Genomic DNA, 18,464 nt, shown 5'->3' on the forward strand with positions numbered 1-18,464 from the left:
CTGTTTTAAATTCACTTGCAACTCATTTTTAGTATTGTGCTAAAGAAAATGGAAATAGTTTTATCATTAAAAAGTAATTCAGTTGCTATTAGTTTATATGAGTTTCTTCGGTCTTCGGTAGAATAGGTAATTATATTCAGCATAATTTCATCTACTTTATAAGGCTTTTAACTAAAATAAGTTCTATTTTATTTCTTGTCGATTACCGACAATTATATTCTTTTCGATTTTACTGAATATACCTTCCTTACGATCATCTATTAAACAACCAAAAAGCTGCGATCACTGAATCATCATCAGTAATCGCAGCTATTACACATTCAATCAAATGAATACCTTTTCGGAAATTTGGATCATTACTTAGGCTTCTATTTTCATTCTACTATTATCATAGTTTCTAGGAAATCATAGTAACCTCTTTACCTTCTTTGCGATCTTTAGCTTGCTCAGCTGTTGCTGTGAATAGTACGTCAGAAGATGAATTCAGTGCTGTTTCACAAGAATCTTGAATAACCCCAATGATAAAACCAACACCAACAACTTGCATGGCAATATCATTTGGAACACCAAATAGATTACAAGCTAGTGGGATAAGTAAAAGTGATCCCCCTGCAACACCTGATGCACCTGCTGCAGAGATTGCTGCTACAACACAGAGCAGAAGTGCAGTGACAAAATCAATTTCAATACCAAGCGTATTTACTGTTGCAAGAGTTAATACAGCAATAGTAACGGCTGCACCAGCCATATTAATCGTAGCGCCTAGAGGGATTGACACTGCATAAGTATCTTCATCTAAGCCAAGTTTTTCACATAATTTCATATTTACTGGAATATTTGCAGCCGAACTACGTGTGAAAAATGCCGTAATACCACTTTCTCTTAAAACCATTAAAACAAGCGGATAAGGATTTTTTCGCGTATAGATAAACACGATTAACGGATTCACTACTAGTGCGATAAACAGCATACATCCAACTAAAATTACAATTAATCTACCGTACTCAAGTAAAGCAGAAAGACCACTCGTTACAATAGCATCGAATACAAGCCCCATTATACCAAGCGGAGCCAAATTGATCACCCATTGTACTACTTTAGTGATTGCATCCGAAAAATTACCTAACATGTCCTTTGTACTTTGATTTGCATTTTTTAGTGCAAGCCCAAGAACAATAGCCCACATTAATATACCGAGATAGTTTGCATTTACTAAAGCATCGATTGGATTGGCAACTAAATTAAATAGTAATGATTCAATAACTTCTAAAATACCCTCTGGTGGAGTGAGGTCATCTGCTCCAGTTGTCAGTGTTAGAGTAACTGGGAACAGAAAACTTGCAACTACAGCGACAGCCCCCGCTAGAAATGTACCAATAGCATAAAGGCCAAGAATCGATTTCATATTCGTTTTCTTACCACTTTTATGTGCAGCAATCGCATGCATAACTAGGAATAATACTAATACTGGTGCAACTGCCTTTAATGCACCGACAAATAAAGATCCAAAAATGGAAATCCAGCTTGCGCCACTTGGAACGGTTAAAGCCAAGATTACACCGACAATAATACCAATAACAATCCTTTTTACTAGGCTCACTTGATTCCATTTAACTAATAAATTTTTCATTATACTATCCCCCAATGTTTCTCCATTTATAAAAGAATGCAAAAATCAATTCTCCCTAGTAAAAATAATATGTACTTATTTTAACTTTAAGTAGACTGATATTTTATTTTAGCACAAATTTTTAGAATTTTGCATTGTTATTTTTTGTTAGGAAATCTTCCGGAATTTCTTATGTAAGCTTTCCATATTAGAGGGAATTGTTTTGATTGTATTAACTTTTAAGTTCAAGTACAACATTTCTAATCCAATAAAAAAACGATGGGAGTTTATGCTCCCATCGTAATTATGTTAGTTTTTGTTTCCTTGATTATTTGCGTTTTGTTGTGCTTTACGATTAGCTTGAGCATTTTGTTGTTTAACTTCTTGGGCATTTGTTTGGCTTTCAATAGATACGCCAAATTCTGATCCAAATTCATTAAACTTGTTTTGTGTGGCACCTTGTCCATTTTGTTGAGCTTTTTGATTAGCTTTAGCATTTTGTTGTTTGACTTCTTGGGCATTTGTCTGACCTTCAATTGATACGCCAAATTCTGATCCAAATTCATTAAACATGTTTTGTGAGGCACTTTGTCCATTTTGTTGAGCTTTTTGATTAGCTTGAGCATTTTGTTGTTTAACTTCTTGTACATTTGTTTGGGCTTCAACTGGAACCTTGTTATTATTTTTGTTTGCCATTCTTCTTCACCTCCATGAATTATGATTGCCAAAACGGAGGTAAATATTATTAGCAATTATTGGAGATGGTTGGACAAATTATTTAACAGTACATACTATTTTATATTTCGTTTATAATATTTAACAATGTGTTTAAATTGAATTTGTCCCTGTGTCCAAAACAAACATGAAAATCATTACACAATTCACAGGGTAGCTGTGTTAAACTTCACCGCAATAATCTTTAATTGATCACTATACTCTAGGCATACAACTTTTCTTGCTTGGATCGAAGTCCTCGCTGTCACGGGAATCGTTTGCAACTTGCCATTAACTTCAGCCTGCACAACAAAGCATCTTGCTCCGCATTTCATGTGTATCTCTCCTCAATATTCATTTGTGTTTCCCTTATATCGGTCTCTTTCTGACCTGACACTATATGAAAAATTAAACATTAGTTTTCCGCTTCATTTTGGTAACAAACTTCGGCTGAATATCTATAAACGAAAAGGCTTAAAACCTATTATTAAATTCTTTTCAGCATATGTTTAACAAACCTTTTATAATAAGTCTGCTTCTATGAGGTTACATAGTTTTATATGATTTGTTCATGAACTTATTTCGTTTCTTAAAAAGCTTGTATACCAACAGAGAAATATCCATTGTCCTTGATTTTCTGAACGTTGTTTAGTTCATTTGCAAATAAAAGAAATGACTCCTTATCATGTTCATCGAGTGCTTTATTCACATTAAGATTCAGATGAATAATTTTTAGTTCTAAATCCAAGACGGAGCAAATCTTGCCTTCGTTGCACAGTTTCTCAATATCATCCACTTGAATAAGAAATTGAAACTCTCTGTTGACAGTTACTAGAAAGTGCCATCCAAGCAAATCGTCGTACTTCTGCTCATTTATAATTGTCCAAACATCACTTTTATGGAACTCAATCATATGTTTGTGCTTTTGTCCCGGACAGCAGCAGCTTACTTCATGTTGAAACATTTCTAGTATTATAAAATTTTCATTCACTAGATGGTCCTCCCTCGTTTTGGTTTTTTCTGAAAGATCCAAATTGTATTTTTTGTTCATACAATACTGTCAATTGTATTATTCCTTCTTTTTAACATGTTAAAGTAAAAATTAAATGATAATGATAATCACTTTCATTTATTATTGTATATGAAAATCATTATCGACGTCAATTCAATTTAATTCGAACTTTCTTGATAATTGTTTTGTTCGCTAGTTCATTCCTTCAATGCATATTACTTACTTCCATTCTCCAGGGGCAGCTAGATAATAAATAAGTGCTATTGCTTCATTTCCATTAAGAAAACCTCCAAAAAAAATAATTTGGAGGTTAAAGTATGGTATTTGATGCTTACCTATCACAAGGAATAACGCACTTTTTATCTAATATTCTCAGATATTTTCTTTGTTCTTCACAAAAAAGTAGGCAGTAATCCATGTGGTAATCGGGATAACCAGTGTTACACCAATTCCAGCACAAATAATGGTTATCATTTCTGCACTAAAAATCTTTGAATTTACAACTTCCCCAACAGAATACGATAAATCTTTAAACCATATGAGCAATGCTAAATAGCCTCCAAAGAAGGCAAAAAACAGCGTATTCGTACTTGTTCCTAATATATCTCTGCCAATATTTAATCCAGAGAGAAACAAATCTTTTCGACTAATATTCGGATGATGAAAATGGATTTCCCGCATAGGAGATGAAACAGCTATAGCCGTATCCGTAATAGCGCCTATCGTACTCATAATAATCACAGATACCGTAATTTTCACAAAATCTACTTCGACCAATAAGGAAAACATTCCAAGTTCCCCTATTTCTTCTTCCCCGAATCCTTGAATCATAGCCTGGTTAGTGATAAAGATAATAAACAACAGTAAGATAACAGTACAGATAATCGTTGAAAGAAAAGCTGTTTTTGTTTTGCTGTTTACTCCATTAATATAGAAAAGATTGATGCAGCTGATCACTCCACATGCAATTATTGTTAAAATCACTGGATCAATAATCGGGTCGTTCATCAAAATGACAGTTATAATAATGACACCAAAGTTGAAAAATATAGCTAGAAAAGATCGTACTCCTTTTCTTCCGCCAATAAGGGTCATCAATAGGAATAATATCCCGGCCAGTATCACTAATACATTCATTGTCTTGCCCTCTTTCTATTCATGAAAAATAATGTGGTATAGAGACCTATCGGAATAGTTAACACAATACCTATTCCCCCAGCTAACGCACGAGCCAATTCCAGTGAAAGAGTTAAGGAAAGCGTATAACCAAACGGAGCCGCGTTCTTAAAATAGAGAACAAGAGTGGGAATTGAACCACTTACATAAACAAAAAACAAAATATTAGTCATCGTTCCCATAATATCTTTTCCAATTTCCATCCCTGATGTAATAAGTGCTTTTACTGAAATATCATTATTTTTCTCATACAATCCAAAAATCGAAGAAGACATGGTTATAGCTACATCCATCACAGCTCCTAAAGAACCGAGAAACAGCCCTGCCATAAACACCATTCGATATGGTCGAGTAATAAACTGCATTTCCTCATATCGAAGTCCCTTTTCGCCTGTTACTAATAGAACGAGATAAGTAATCAATAGTGAAATAAAAGTTCCAAGCAGAGTCGCTATAATTGCTGCATATGTTTTATCATTTAAACCGTTTGCAAGTAACAACGAAATAACCGTAAATAAAATAGCACTTATTCCGCAAATCCATAAAAGACTTTGATTGGAAGTGTGAATATAGATATCCAATGCATATGATAGAATTACGGCATTAAAAGCTAAACTAATGAACGAAAACAGCCCCTGCTTTTTTCCTACGATTAATAAGACAAATATAAATACCCATCCAGCTAGCAACAAATACTTATCACGTTTGACATCCAGAATGGTCCCAGTTAATTCCGCACTATCTTCCATGTGCTCATCTATTTTAATAAATAGCTCATTTCCAATTTGAAACTGATGGTCATAGGCTTTAGATTGAGAGTATTCATTTGTTAAATGAATCTCCTTACCTTTATCCTCTCCATTTCTCAATTCTGCAATTATATGTTGTGTATATAATTTATCTTCATTACCATTAATATCATTTACTTTCGTCACATCTTCTATAGTTGTTTTTACGACCCTAGCTAGTGGTCGTTCATATAAAGAATGGTTATTAAAAACAAAAATAACTGAACCTATAAAACTACATAAGAGTACGGTGAAAAAGATTTTATGCTTGAAGCTCATCTTATATATGCTTCCAACGAAATTCATGAATAGACCTCCGATACTAACGTATCCAAATTATAATTTTAGTATAGCTGTTTAACATGCCAATGGGCTACATTGAGAGTATTAATCAATTTGGTTCGTTTCTTATTTCTTCACATAAGTATACATCTGATACATATCCGACATAGTTGTGAAAAGTAAAGATAAAGAGTGGACGAAACATTACAAGTAAAATAATTTAGGGCAAGAAAAAAGCACCCTTATAGATGGATGCTCTTTGCTACTGTTCCCTGTGTAAGAAACAATCATGAAAATCGCAATATTCACGTTTGTTTGAATTAACATGAATGTTTCTTACAGAGGGTAGAGTAATTATTTCGTATTACCTTTTCGAAATCCTTGCACAATGTCAAGAATGCTTAAGAATAACCATAGCACAATAACAATTATGATAGCTGAATTTTTGAGCTCAAATGGCAAATCAAACAAATCCTCTAAATACATATAAAATTCTTTATTAATAAGCTGATCAGTACTAATAACTACGATAAATACAATGGTAGATACTATATTTCTTACCGTATTCATAATTGCCAATTTAGATGTCCATTGACGAACGATGAGTTTATAAAATACAAAAGCAATTTCTATTATTAAAGCAACTATTACAATAAGCCAATACGAATGTAATACCTCCTGATCGAATGTAGGAATTATTAGCTGTATTTTGCCTTGTACTTTTTCATAAACACCTAGTAAATGACTAGCATTAAAGTAGACTGCAATAAAAACAGCAATCCAAAACAGGCTACCAAATATATCCCCAGTGGAAATTTTCTTCTCTTTTGAAATCAGTGGTGTGCTTTTTAAATCATCAGGTGTCCATTCTGTCCAACCCGGTGTGAGCGGTGATTTTTCTTTCGAAGTATCCGTGCGCTCCAAAATGGCAAAAACTAGCGTAATCCAAAAGAAAGTCTGAATCGTTGCACTGATTATACCCCAAATACCATGGCCAAGGATTAAGATGATTACGTTAATAATTCCGTTGACTATGTCTTCTTCGCCACTATAAGTAATGATATTTTCTACAATAATAACAAAAAATGCAATTATCGCCACAATTGGTATAACTATTTTCAATAGAGTCATATACGGATCAAAGTATCTTGGACCTATTAAATACATTGGTCGTTCTGAGTATTCACTAGCAAGTGATGCTGGATTTCCTAGATTTTTGAGAACCTCTTTTACTTCTTTCTCTGAGTAGTTTTCCGGGAGCATATCTTCAATAGTTGACCTTAATTCAAGCGCAATGTCATCACGACTTTTTACTGGAAGTCTGCGTGTCACTTCCTGTATATAAATATCAATCAGGTGCATTTTTCACATCTCCTTCTAATAAATTTTGAAGTTCTTTCGTTGATTTTTCCCATTCGGCTTTTAGCTGCTCCAAAATTCCGATTCCATATTCGCTTAATACGTAATATTTCCTCGGTCTGCTCTCCGTTGTATCCCAGCTGCTCTCGACTAATTCCTGTTTTTCTAAACGCCGTAGCAAAGGATATAAGGTGCTTTGCTCGATGGAAACACTCGACTCTTCTAGAAGTTGCACTAAAGAGTATCCATATTGAGGCGTTCTGAGCTGGCTCAATACAGCAAGCGTCAATGTTCCTCTCCGTAGCTCTGTTATTAATGAACTTAGCAATTTTTCCATATTTCACCTCACTAATGTATACTATGCGTCGTACACTATCTTATACTGTGTATAATACACTATTATAAAATTAATAACAATTTTTATTTACATTATAAAAAATCTGAATATAATTAGGCTTTCTTTTAAAAGTATATTAAATAGTGAAGTCCAAATAACGTTGATTTCTGCTCCAACGAACTTTCATGTTTCGAAGCTAGCGCAGCGATGCAGAAACAGGCAGACGCTTTCCGCGGGCACGGCTTCAATCTCCTCGTCACTACGAAAACATATGCTCCTGCGGTTACTCGTCGCAAAGACATTGGTCAAACAAAGTTTGACCAATGTCTTTCCTGCGGGGCTTTCAGGTCGCGCTGGTCCCGCTGGAGTCGCCGCCCTCCGCTCCAATCAACTGAATCAACCTTATTTATTACTAATAAAAAAATTGTGTAATCAAGTGAACTTCCGTGTTTTTAATTGAGATATTAATTATTAAATTAATTCAAAAAATGCTCGCGAAGTTAATAACTTCACGAGCATTCTTATCGTAATTTTCTTGTGAGTATGGGTTGTTGTTCACTTAGTCCATCAAAAATCATACTTAATGTTTCTAACAATGGGTAGCTGCATCACACTATTTAATCTTTGAAGAGCAATTCTGTTGCTATTAGTTTATATGAATTTCTTCTTGCTTCAGCAGAATATGTAATTGTGCTCAGCATGATTTCATCTGCTTTATATGTAGCTTGCAATTCGAGCAGTTTCTGTTTTACTTCCTTTGGGTTACCAATAATTATATTCTTTTTCATATTTTCGAATGTATCTTTCTCTCGATCGTCCAACTTATATTGCTTGGCCTCTTGAATAGAAGGAACTCCACGATGCCCTTCTCCTTTAGCTTTTTCCAGTTCCCATATGAGCGCACTTAACGAAATTTCATTTGCTTTTTCAGTTGTTTCTGCACAAATGACTGAAACAGTTACCATGACTTGTGCTGTTTGTCCTTGTTTTCTAGGAGTAAAAGCATCTAGATATTCCTGAATAATAGATTGCCCATCATTGTCACTCATAAATTGACCGAATGTATAAGCAATCCCATTTTCCGCAGCTAGTAAAGCGCTCTTTTTACTAGTCCCAAGAAGCCAAGGAACCGGCGACACTTCTGGAATTGGTGAGGCAGAAATTTTAGAATACTCGTGTTCAGCTGGAAAATCATCGTCCAGAAAATGGAGTAAATCCTTCACTAAGCTAGGCATTTTATAGACATTTTGCAAAAAATTATCCGATAGAGCATTGGTTGCTTCAGCAGAACCCCCTGGAGCTCGCCCTATACCTACATCAATACGATTAGGAAATAAAGTAGCGAGTGTATTATAAACTTCTGCAACCTTAAATGGCTTATAGTGAGGCAACAAAACAGCTCCCGAGCCGATGCGAATTGTATTGGTATTTGCTCCAATATAACTTAAAATCACTTCTGGAGCTGAACTTGCTAGTCCAGGTAAATCATGATGCTCTGTAACCCAATAGCGAGTATACCCCAATGCCTCTCCAGCTTGTGCTAACTTCAAAGACTCATTTAGAGCCTCTTTAGCTGTTTGATATGAAGAAATTGGCGATTGATCCAGAATACTTAACTTCATCTCTCTAGCCCCTTCCTTATATCTGCGTTTCCAGCAAGCTCAATCTATATTCTCCAACTTGCCCTTCCTCATATAAGTTAGTAATGGAAGTAGAGTATTTATTGATAGTCCCCCGAAAAAATAAAACAGAGTCTGGAACAGTAACTTCAAAAGTACCTTTATACAATAAAGTTGCAATATCATGATATTCTTCACTTGTTACGTTAAACACAATTGAAATTTGGTGTAAACCATTTACTGTTTCTTCTTCATAATAGTTTACTTTAATTAACTTATTATCTAGTATAATTTCTTTCACCATGTTATCTTCTGCGTTTTTGCTCATGCCAAACCCTCCGTATTTAAGTATTGGATTTAGTGTAACATCTTCGAAGGTATTTATAGTGATTAAGGATTTATACAATTAATGCTTCAAATACAGTCACCGGCACCACCTATTCTAGTTGTTAAATTATCTAAGTTGATTTAGTAATTGTGGGTTGATTTTCACTTAGTACGTCAATAAAATAATCGGATGATATATACAAGTGATGTTCTAGATGAGAATCTTCAGGTGATGGCAAAGAAAAATCAATAGTCTTATACCAAGATTCAAAACTTGAATTTTCTATTTTGTAAAAAGTGGGATCGTACTCGAACTTAGGCAATCCCTCAGCTTCCCTTTCCTCTCGTAATTTACTAATAAGGATTTCAATATCACCTCTTGTCCATTCCTTAAGAATACGGAAATGACGAATGGCATAAAAACTAGGATCATTTTGCCTGTATGTGAATTTGAATTCTTCTTCACTGTTGAATGCCGAGAAGGTTAATACAAAATCTTCACCATCATAATTCAAAGATACTAAGTTCATTGGTTCATGAAAGCGATCAAATGGATTATTCTTAAGTGGTTCCCAAATAATAAAATCACCAGATTCCAAGATCATGTCCCCTCCCATATTTAATCTACAAATCTCAACTTTATCGTTTTTATGTATTGCATTAAGTATACATTTTTTTCTTTCTAGCAGCTCACGATATTCATTAATTAAAGAACTTTGCAAGCCATCCTCATTACTTCTTTAAAAGATCTTAATCCTTCTTGGATCAACGCATCCGTTAGCTAAAGTATTATTTCATAAAATATTTAATTGAAACCAATTTAAGCGAAGTTATTTATCATTATCCTCTTCCTCAATTAGCTCCGATATTAGTAAAATAATTTTGTTTTAATCTTCTCAAATTTGCGATATATAAAAATAGTATGATAAAATAAATTGAAATTAATTCCAGAATAAAGCATAAGAGTTTACCTTTTTATTCAAGTATTTGAAATAAAAGAAAAATCATTTGCTTATAAAGTCTTACGACGTGTAAACGTACTCGTTTTGAAAATTTAATAGATTAAGAGGTGATTTGAAGTTGATAACGAAGAATAAAGAGCAAACTATATTTGATCACGTTGGAAGTAAAATAATTACAGATAGAGAGATTGACATAGTCACTAGATTAGAGGAGCCACTGATAGTGGTTTTAGGAAATGTTTTAAGTAACGAAGAGTGTGATGAGCTAATCAGATTATCTAAGGACAAATTGAAACGTTCAAAAATTGGTACGACACGCGAAGTAAATGAACTTAGAACAAGTAGTAGTATGTTTTTTGAAGAAAGTGAAAACGAAATTATTGCTAGAGTCGAAAAAAGGGTCTCATCTATTATGAATATACCCATTGAACACGGAGAAGGCCTTCAAATACTTCAGTATACCCCTGGTCAAGAGTATAAAGCTCATAATGATTTCTTTTCATCAACTAGCAAAGTAGCAAACAATAATAGAATTAGTACACTCGTTATGTACTTAAATGATGTAGAACAAGGTGGAGAAACTTATTTCCCTAAACTAAACTTTTCAGTAACGCCCAAAAAAGGTATGGCAGTTTATTTCGAGTATTTCTATAACGATCAAAGTTTAAACGATTTAACTTTACATGGTGGAGCACCAGTTATTACCGGTGAAAAGTGGGTCGCAACGCAATGGATGAGGAAGCAAAAAGTAAGGTGAAAAAGTGCTTTAACTTAAATACTTTTCAACTGAATCAATTTAGTAACTCTGAGCATTTATAACACAAGGGTTTTTAGCAGCAAAAAAGAGGTCCTCCCTTAAATGTCTAAATAAGTAAGTGCGAACAAACTTTCAGACAAGAAGGAGGACTCTTTATGTACATTAGCAGACGACAGCTTATAAAAAAAGATACCTAGTTCTAATAGAATTCAAAATTCAACTAGCACCTGCTCCAGATAACGGTAAACAGTAATTATTTTATTATCATTTTTCGTAATAAGAGCTATACCGTTGCTCCCCGTAAAGCCAGTAACATATCTTCGATTCCAGTCACCATTAATCATCAAACCATCAATGTCCAATTCGTCCAATTTACTTTGAATCTTCGTTATTCTTTCCATTTAATTTCCTCCTTTATGATAACTCGAGCCGTCCTACAAGTTAACATGGATGCAATTTATCATGCCATCTAATCGTGTTTTAGCGATAAGCTATGCTAACTCTTCATGCAGAGAATTACTCACTTCATTGATGGTAGTGGTAGGCGGCGACTCCAACAGAATGAGTGGAGAGAAAGGAGACATAACAGAAGTTCGTCCAAGCGGCGGTGATGGCTCCAGGCTCCCTGGTGGAAAGTGTCCGCCTGCAAGGAAATCAAATGTATCGATGAATCAATACTTTCTTCAAAACATCTAAAACACCGGTATTATGGAGCAGAAAATTATATACTTTATTATTCTATTAAAAAAGGCATCTGAAATTGGATCTTCAGATGCCTTTTATCCGCTAAACGGAAATTTCTTTTCTCTTGCTGGAAGAAGGGATGTTCAATTCTTCCCTATATTTGTTTATCGTTCTTCTAGAAATTGAAATTCCTTTTTCAACATTAAAATATTCAGCAATTTTTTGATCAGAATATGGATTTAGTTTATTTTCACTAGCGATTATATTTTGCAATAACGCTTTTACTTTCGTTTGTGAAATACTTTCACCATCTGCAGTTTCTAGTTTTGATGCAAACAAAGTTCTAATATCAAAAGTGCCAAATGTAGTTTGAATTATTTTATTGGTTGTTGCACGGCTAACGGTAGATTCGTGCATTTCGATAGCATCTGCCACCTCTTTTAATGTTAACGGTTGCAAGTATAAAAAACCTTTCTTGAAAAACTCTTCTTGTCTTTTTATAAGTATGTTCATAATTTTATTAATGGTATTACGACGCTGTTCAAGGCTATTTATTAACCACTGAAAATGTTGATAGTGAGGCTGTATATATTTTGCAGTTTCGCATTTGTTCTTGCGAAAAGCAGCATAATAATCATTCATCCGTATAGTAGGCAAAAAGCGATCATTCAATTGAAAGATAATATGCTTGTCTTTTTGTTCCACAATAATATCAGGGCATATATACTCTGTTACATGGGTATCAAATGCAGCACAAGGTTTAGGATTTAAAAGTTTAATAAAATCGTTTAATTCTTTTACTTTAGTCAATGAAATATTCATGCCAGCAGCTATGTCATTCCATTTATGATTTGCGAGAAAATGTAAGTAATCTGCTACTAAAATTTTAGCTAACGTCTCTCCGGGATACTGGTATGTAATTTGTAGTTGGAGACATTCTTTTAAATTGCGAGCACCGATGCCAAGTGGACCAATTTGTTGTAATAAATGGATCCCATTTTCTATTTCCTGCTCATTTAATGAGAAACAATTCTTTTCAGTAGATGTTTCAACATGTAAATAACCGCTATCGTCCAGATTAAAAATAATCGTTTTTAATAATCTTTGCGTTGGGATATCTGAAAATGTAAACTTTACCTGTTCAAACAATTCATAGCGAAAGTCAATACGCTGGTTTTGCACGTAATCGTTTTGTTTACTCTCAGTATGAATAGAAGAATGATTTGTTTTTTCTACAAAGTATTGTTCTTCCTCTTTATATTCTAACTCAATAAGCGGATTTTCTAATTCTTGCTGTTGTATAAATTGTTCCAGTTCTAGCGTGGAGTATTGAAGTAATTCAATAGACTGTCTTAACTGAACGGTCATTAGCATTTTCATTTCTTGCCGTTGCTGAATAAAAAGATTCATAAAAATCATCCTTTTCTATCATTATATGTAAGCGCTTTCTCCGTAGCTATCACTTTAATTAGTTTGATAATTTTTTATTGTTATATAAAATACTACTTTTAGTGTAGCATAGTATTGAATAGACGAAAATACGAAAATAGAATTTTCTGATTATTTAAAAATAAAAGTTTTTGAGGTTTGGAATGGAAAAATTACTAAAATTGAGAGAAACGTTTGAAGAACAAGGCATTGATGGTATTAATCGAAGATATCTAACGGACTTTACGGGAAGTGCCGGTACAGTGCTTGTTACCAAAACGAAAGCGTATCAACTTGTAGATTTTCGTTATACTAGCCAGGCGAATGCTCAGACTAATGGTTTTACTGTGAAAGAAATAGATCGGGCCATTATCAGTGAAGAAATTGCTCATCTAGTAAAAAGTCTAGAGATAAATAGTTTAGGACTCGAACAACAGCATGTTTCCTTTCAATACTACACACAACTCAGTAAGTGCATAAAAGCAGAGCTAGTAACACTTTCCAACGCAGTAGAAAAGTTACGTATGATTAAAAATGAAGCAGAAATAGCTGCAGAAATTTCGGATGCTGCGTTTTCACATATCTTAACGGTAATTCGTCCTGGAACATGAAAGCTGAAATGACTGGGAAAGAGGCAGATGTATTAACCCGTGACTATATTAGTGAAAGAGGATATGGAGAGTATTATGGACATGGTATGGGTCATAGAATTGGTCTATATATACACGAAGATATTTTCATGAATCCGAAGTGTATGCAGCTGGTTGAAGAAGGAATGGTTTTAACGATAGAACCTGGCATCTATATTCCAAATCTTGGAGGAGTACGCACAAAATCCAATAAAGAGTTAATTATTTTATAGCCGGTTTATACTGAAGTCCCCCTGTAATTCCTTATAACCTAGGGTGTACAGGGAGGAACTTTAATTCTGTCCATCCTGCTGTGGTTGAAGGAAAACGGAAATTACAGCAGTACTGGGAGAATCATATGAGTTCTAAGGGAATTGAAATACTCAGCTAAAGAAAATATGCATTGTAGAATATCTTCATGCATTTAGACTATCTTCGAAATCAACTTTTGAATTTAATGATAGTCTTTGCTTTTGAAAAGCATTTACTACTGATATCAAGTATGAAAATCTCTTCTAAACCTTCCAAATTTCCCAAACTGGCAGACATTGTATGGAAATTAAAAGAACAGAGCCAGGTAGAATACCGTGGCTTTGTTCCCTGTGTCAGAAACAAACATGAAAATCACAACATTCACGTTTGTTTGAATTAACATGAAAGTTTCTACACAGGGTAGTAAGCTAACCAATTAGAGTTTTAATGATTTCCTTCGTTATTGCTGGAATAACCTCGGTAGAATATTCAATCTCCATACGCTCAAGGCGTTTATGTGCATCATATCCATAAGGTCCAATATTAATGGCAGGGACATTGATTTCTCTAATATCTTCATAATTCACATAATGCTTAGTCCCCCAAGCCGGGTTATTATTAATCACTGATTGGATAGATTTTTCATCATCTTTTAAAGCAACACAACTCATATCGCAAATATACGGGAAGTAATTTTTTGAAACGATTGGGTATTTGTATTGAGGTTGCACTGTTTCTATAGCTTTATCTAAGGCCGAAATCAGCTTTTCCTCTTGCTCATTCCTCCCGGTAAGGTCTAAGCAAGGTGAATATAGGGATGAATATAGTAAAATAATTGCTGGGCTTTGATCCTTCATCCATTTCCATTCCTCTTCTACAACTCTAGCCGCGAACATTCTAGTATCTAAGTTTTCATCCAGTAGTAGATTCGCTTTAAAATTGTTCATATGCTCTACAAAAACTGACCCATGTTCTTCTTTTAATATTTTATTCATGTCTTCATACAAGATTACCCGTGATTTCCATGGTAATTGCTTGAAAGGTTGCTCACTTAGTTTACAAAAACTTTCATATCGTTCGTTTATTGTTTTGACGGCGTTTTCAAAAGCGATATTCGCTTGTTCCGTGAGCTTAGTTAGAACCTCTTGTGGAGTCCATGAATGCACGAATAAATTAAAATACACGTAAGCAGATAGAGCAGTTTGCACCGTATAGTTAGGTTTTAAATCCATCTGTTTTAAAGAAAGTGGTGGAGCAGGTGTTTCCCCTAAATGACGATCACATAATTCCGGGTTATAGCTAATTTGTCTCGTCAATTCTGCTGCGATATAATTCGGGTCCAACCCTTCGAAGGCAGAGCCAACATGCGTTTCAGCTCCCGTAATGAAAAAAGAAGGAAGTAATTTCCCAACAGTTCCTTTATAAATATAACGATTCACATCTCCGTCGTATAAAGGAGCTACGAAATCTGAATTTATTAATGCTATATAGTCAAAATCACGCTCTTCCTTCCATTTTTTCAAATCTTTTAGACCAGATAAAACACCTTTGGAGCTTACTTCTTCATCACATTCTGAAAAGAAAACAAGATTTCCTGCTAGTTCTTCAGGATGTTCAGAGAAATACTTTAAAAGCGACATATGGCTAGCTACACCACTTTTCATATCTAATACGCCTCTACCAAAATACCATTCTCCTGAGTTGAGCTGCTCTTTTACTAAACGAGGAAGTTGCTCATCGTGTAATTTCTTCATTAGTTCATCTGGATTACATGCAACATCTTTTAAATTTGTATAATCATCAATACCAACAGTATCCAGATGGCCCATTAAGATAATTGTCTTTTTGTTACCGCTCTCTTTTGTACCTTCTATAAATGCCAGTACATTATATCTTTCGAATTGGTCATCACTTGTTTTAGAAAGAATTACTTGGTCAGGTTTTTGGATAAAGTAACGCATCTCGGCAATCATTTCATATATTTTCTTAGCAGCATCGATTTCACCTGGTGTTTCTACTATACTTTCAATACGAACAAGTTCTTCTGTCAATTTCAGTACTTCATTTTTTGTAGTAATCATACTTCATACTCCTTTTCTTGCCACACTACGTATTGGACTTTTTATAATTATGAAGAGAAAGCATTCTTTTTTAACTTTCTACCTACTACACCCGTATCTAATCTTTTCTCAACATAATTGAGTAAGAGAGTGAATATCAAGACTAACGCTAAGTAGTAGAATCCTACCACCAAGTATGTTTCAAATGGCATATAGTTTTCAGCTGAAGCAGTTAAGGCATGACTGAATAGCTCAGTAACGGCAATATAAGCAACAAGGGATGAATCTTTAAGACCAATGATAAACTGATTACCTAATGCAGGAATCGCTCGTTTGAAAGCTTGCGGCAAAATAATCGTACTCATTGTCAAAGGAGCAGTCATACCAAGCGATCGTGCTGCCTCGTTTTGACCTCTATCAACAGATTGTATTGCCCCCCTGAAAATTTCCGCTAAATATGCACCGGAATGAATACCTAATGCAACCGCACCGGCCACAAAATCACTTAGGACAATAACACTGGAAATTCCGTAATACAAAAACATGATTAAAACTATTAATGGAAGACCGCGAACTATAAAGATGTAGAGATCCGCAAGTTTTTCAAGTATCCAAATATTCGATACTTTAAAGAAGGCAAATACTAAACCTATAACAGTTGCAATTATTAAAGAGACAGCTGTTATAGATATCGTTATAGTAGTCGCTTCTAGAAAAGCAATTCCATGTTTTTGGATAATGGACGCAATACTTTCGATGAAACTCATTGTAAGTTATCTCCTTTACTAAGGGAACCTTATAGTCGCTAGTTTAGTCCTCCATAATATTTACGCCAAACCATTTCATACTTATTTTTTCATATGTGCCATCTTCTATAATTTCTGCGATGGCTTCATTAATCTTGTCTAGTAAAGCTTGATGATCTTTATTAATTGCTACAGCAATTTCTTCTCTATTTAGAACACCATCAACTGTTTTTATTTTCATTCCCTGTTCCTTTATTGCAGAGACTCCAACGATTTTATCAGTAATGACTGCATCGATACGTCCTGGTATTAAATCTTGCAAAGCAAATATTTCACTTGGATATCCTTTCACTTCGTTCGATAACTTCTCTGCTACTTCTTTATGAGTGCTTGCTTGCATTACACCAATTGATTTCTCACCCAAATCATCCTTTGTTTGAACGGTGTCGTTTGTTTCTGCAACGAAAATTTGCGCTCCAGAAATATAATATGGGTCTGAAAAGTCAACCTGTTTTGATCGTTCTTCTGTGGCAGTCATACTTCCTATGATTACATCGTATTTTTTCCCTTTTAATCCTTGAAGTATTGTTTCCCAAGGATTCGTTACTGGGTTTGGCTCTAGCCCGATACGTTTTGCAATTTCGGTACCAATTTCAACGTCAAAACCAACAAGTTTGCCATTATCCTTATAGTTTAATGGTTTAAGTAGCCCACTCATCGCAAAAGTTAGTTTTCCATCATGCACTAATTTCAAATCCGCTTCACTTTCTTGCTCGGTAGCACTAACATTCGTAGAAACTTCCTTGTTTCCACATCCTGCTAATAACAAAATAAGAGATGTGCATAAGATTATCACAGCAAATAAAGAATTCTTTTTCATAATTTTTTCCTCCATCTCTATTTTTACAAACTATTTGTTATTTCTTATAAAATTTTCGATAGAAACGCCTTTGTACGCTCATGTTGAGGTTTACTAAATAATTGGGATGGGTGAGCTTCCTCGATGATATAGCCTTCATCCATAAAAATTACACGATCCCCTACTTCACGCGCAAACCCCATTTCATGGGTAACAACAACCATTGTCATTCCTTCTTTGGCAAGTTCTTTCATCACATTAAGAACTTCTCCAACCATTTCAGGATCTAGTGCAGAAGTCGGTTCATCAAAAAGCATTACTTTTGGTTCCATTGCAAGCGCTCTAGCTATTGCAATCCTTTGTTTTTGCCCCCCGGAAAGCGAGTCGGGATATGCCCCTGCTTTATCAACTAAGCCCAACTTTTCCAGTAGATTAAATGCAATTTTTTCTGCTTCTTTTCTACTTTTTTTTCGTATTCTCATAGGGGCGATAATAATATTCTCTAAAACGGTCTTGTGAGGAAATAGGTTGAACTGCTGAAAAATCATTCCGATATCTTCTCGCACTTTATTGATATTAATTTTTTTATCTGTGAGGTTAATATTATTTAATAGAATTGTTCCGGAAGTTGTCTCTTCTAACTTGTTTAGACAACGTAGGAATGTTGACTTTCCTGAGCCAGAAGGACCTATGACAACTACTACTTCTTTTTGGTTTATTTCCACATTGATATCTTTTAGAACTTCTAAATCCCCAAAAGATTTTTTCAAATTCTTTACTATTATCATGTAAGATACCACCTTACTTTTAATATCAATGACTCCCCATTAACAAGCTATTTAGATGCGTTAACGAGGAGAAAAC

Annotated in this window: 18 protein-coding genes and 1 pseudogene; 3 read left to right on the forward strand and 16 right to left on the reverse strand. The window is 34.5% G+C overall.

Going from position 1 to position 18,464, the window contains the following annotated elements; all coding sequences use genetic code 11:
* Positions 1-397: 397 nt before the first annotated feature.
* From sstT to KD050_RS04880, 10 genes are all read right to left on the reverse strand, one after another.
* Positions 398-1,630 (reverse strand): serine/threonine transporter SstT, encoded by a 1,233-nt coding sequence (gene sstT, locus KD050_RS04835; RefSeq protein WP_211895103.1) that lies wholly within the window; start codon positions 1,628-1,630, stop codon positions 398-400.
* Between the two features lie 288 nt (positions 1,631-1,918).
* Positions 1,919-2,305 (reverse strand): gamma-type small acid-soluble spore protein, encoded by a 387-nt coding sequence (locus tag KD050_RS04840; RefSeq protein ID WP_211895104.1) that lies wholly within the window; start codon positions 2,303-2,305, stop codon positions 1,919-1,921.
* Between the two features lie 607 nt (positions 2,306-2,912).
* On the reverse strand, positions 2,913-3,314 hold the full coding sequence (locus tag KD050_RS04845) for a hypothetical protein (protein ID WP_211895105.1): 402 nt from the start codon (positions 3,312-3,314) through the stop codon (positions 2,913-2,915).
* A gap of 393 nt (positions 3,315-3,707) precedes the next feature.
* A complete protein-coding gene (locus tag KD050_RS04850; protein WP_211895106.1) occupies positions 3,708-4,472 on the reverse strand; it encodes a YibE/F family protein in 765 nt (254 codons plus the stop codon).
* The gene (locus KD050_RS04855) at positions 4,469-5,605 is read right to left on the reverse strand and encodes a YibE/F family protein (RefSeq protein WP_211895107.1); all 1,137 of its coding nucleotides are present in this window, start codon (positions 5,603-5,605) and stop codon (positions 4,469-4,471) included. The genes KD050_RS04850 and KD050_RS04855 overlap by 4 nt, the downstream gene beginning before the upstream one ends.
* 330 nt (positions 5,606-5,935) lie before the next feature.
* Positions 5,936-6,943: an HAAS signaling domain-containing protein gene (locus KD050_RS04860; RefSeq protein ID WP_211895108.1), complete on the reverse strand. Its 1,008-nt coding sequence runs from the start codon at positions 6,941-6,943 to the stop codon at positions 5,936-5,938.
* A complete protein-coding gene (locus KD050_RS04865; RefSeq protein WP_211895109.1) occupies positions 6,930-7,277 on the reverse strand; it encodes a PadR family transcriptional regulator in 348 nt (115 codons plus the stop codon). Before KD050_RS04865 ends, KD050_RS04860 begins: the two co-directional genes overlap by 14 nt.
* A 617-nt stretch (positions 7,278-7,894) precedes the next feature.
* A complete protein-coding gene (locus tag KD050_RS04870; RefSeq protein ID WP_211895110.1) occupies positions 7,895-8,899 on the reverse strand; it encodes an LLM class flavin-dependent oxidoreductase in 1,005 nt (334 codons plus the stop codon).
* A gap of 16 nt (positions 8,900-8,915) precedes the next feature.
* Positions 8,916-9,200: a DUF3219 family protein gene (locus KD050_RS04875; protein ID WP_211896204.1), complete on the reverse strand. Its 285-nt coding sequence runs from the start codon at positions 9,198-9,200 to the stop codon at positions 8,916-8,918.
* Between the two features lie 154 nt (positions 9,201-9,354).
* Positions 9,355-9,822 (reverse strand): hypothetical protein, encoded by a 468-nt coding sequence (locus tag KD050_RS04880; protein ID WP_211895111.1) that lies wholly within the window; start codon positions 9,820-9,822, stop codon positions 9,355-9,357.
* A gap of 481 nt (positions 9,823-10,303) precedes the next feature.
* Here KD050_RS04880 and KD050_RS04885 point away from each other — a divergent pair, with 481 nt between their 5' ends.
* On the forward strand, positions 10,304-10,942 hold the full coding sequence (locus tag KD050_RS04885; protein ID WP_211895112.1) for a 2OG-Fe(II) oxygenase: 639 nt from the start codon (positions 10,304-10,306) through the stop codon (positions 10,940-10,942).
* Between the two features lie 209 nt (positions 10,943-11,151).
* Here the strand turns inward: KD050_RS04885 and KD050_RS04890 are convergent, their stop codons facing one another.
* A complete protein-coding gene (locus tag KD050_RS04890) occupies positions 11,152-11,343 on the reverse strand; it encodes an aminopeptidase P family N-terminal domain-containing protein (RefSeq protein WP_211895113.1) in 192 nt (63 codons plus the stop codon).
* A gap of 61 nt (positions 11,344-11,404) precedes the next feature.
* Between KD050_RS04890 and KD050_RS04895 the strand changes: the two genes are divergently transcribed.
* Positions 11,405-11,638 carry a hypothetical protein gene (locus tag KD050_RS04895; RefSeq protein WP_211895114.1) on the forward strand — a complete coding sequence of 78 codons (234 nt, stop codon included), beginning with the start codon at positions 11,405-11,407 and terminating at the stop codon, positions 11,636-11,638.
* Positions 11,639-11,728: 90 nt separating this feature from the next.
* Here KD050_RS04895 and rpoN read toward each other — a convergent pair whose 3' ends face one another.
* On the reverse strand, positions 11,729-13,036 hold the full coding sequence (gene rpoN, locus KD050_RS04900) for an RNA polymerase factor sigma-54 (RefSeq protein ID WP_211895115.1): 1,308 nt from the start codon (positions 13,034-13,036) through the stop codon (positions 11,729-11,731).
* Positions 13,037-13,218: 182 nt separating this feature from the next.
* On the opposite strand from rpoN, the pseudogene KD050_RS21485 reads away from it, so the two are divergent.
* Positions 13,219-13,916, forward strand: a pseudogene (locus tag KD050_RS21485) (M24 family metallopeptidase).
* A 447-nt stretch (positions 13,917-14,363) separates the two neighbouring features.
* Here KD050_RS21485 and KD050_RS04915 read toward each other — a convergent pair.
* Genes KD050_RS04915 through KD050_RS04930 form a run of 4 tightly spaced genes read right to left on the reverse strand, consistent with a single transcriptional unit; the run spans position 14,364 to position 18,388 of the window.
* Positions 14,364-16,016 (reverse strand): M20/M25/M40 family metallo-hydrolase, encoded by a 1,653-nt coding sequence (locus tag KD050_RS04915; RefSeq protein WP_211895118.1) that lies wholly within the window; start codon positions 16,014-16,016, stop codon positions 14,364-14,366.
* 47 nt (positions 16,017-16,063) lie between these two features.
* The gene (locus tag KD050_RS04920; protein ID WP_211895119.1) at positions 16,064-16,762 is read right to left on the reverse strand and encodes an amino acid ABC transporter permease; all 699 of its coding nucleotides are present in this window, start codon (positions 16,760-16,762) and stop codon (positions 16,064-16,066) included.
* 43 nt (positions 16,763-16,805) lie between these two features.
* The gene (locus tag KD050_RS04925) at positions 16,806-17,636 is read right to left on the reverse strand and encodes a transporter substrate-binding domain-containing protein (protein WP_211895120.1); all 831 of its coding nucleotides are present in this window, start codon (positions 17,634-17,636) and stop codon (positions 16,806-16,808) included.
* A 29-nt stretch (positions 17,637-17,665) separates the two neighbouring features.
* Complete coding sequence (locus tag KD050_RS04930) at positions 17,666-18,388, reverse strand: amino acid ABC transporter ATP-binding protein (RefSeq protein ID WP_211895121.1); 723 nt, start codon at positions 18,386-18,388, stop codon at positions 17,666-17,668.
* Positions 18,389-18,464 lie beyond the last annotated feature (76 nt).

This window comes from Psychrobacillus sp. INOP01 (genome assembly GCF_018140925.1).
Lineage (GTDB): Bacteria > Bacillota > Bacilli > Bacillales_A > Planococcaceae > Psychrobacillus.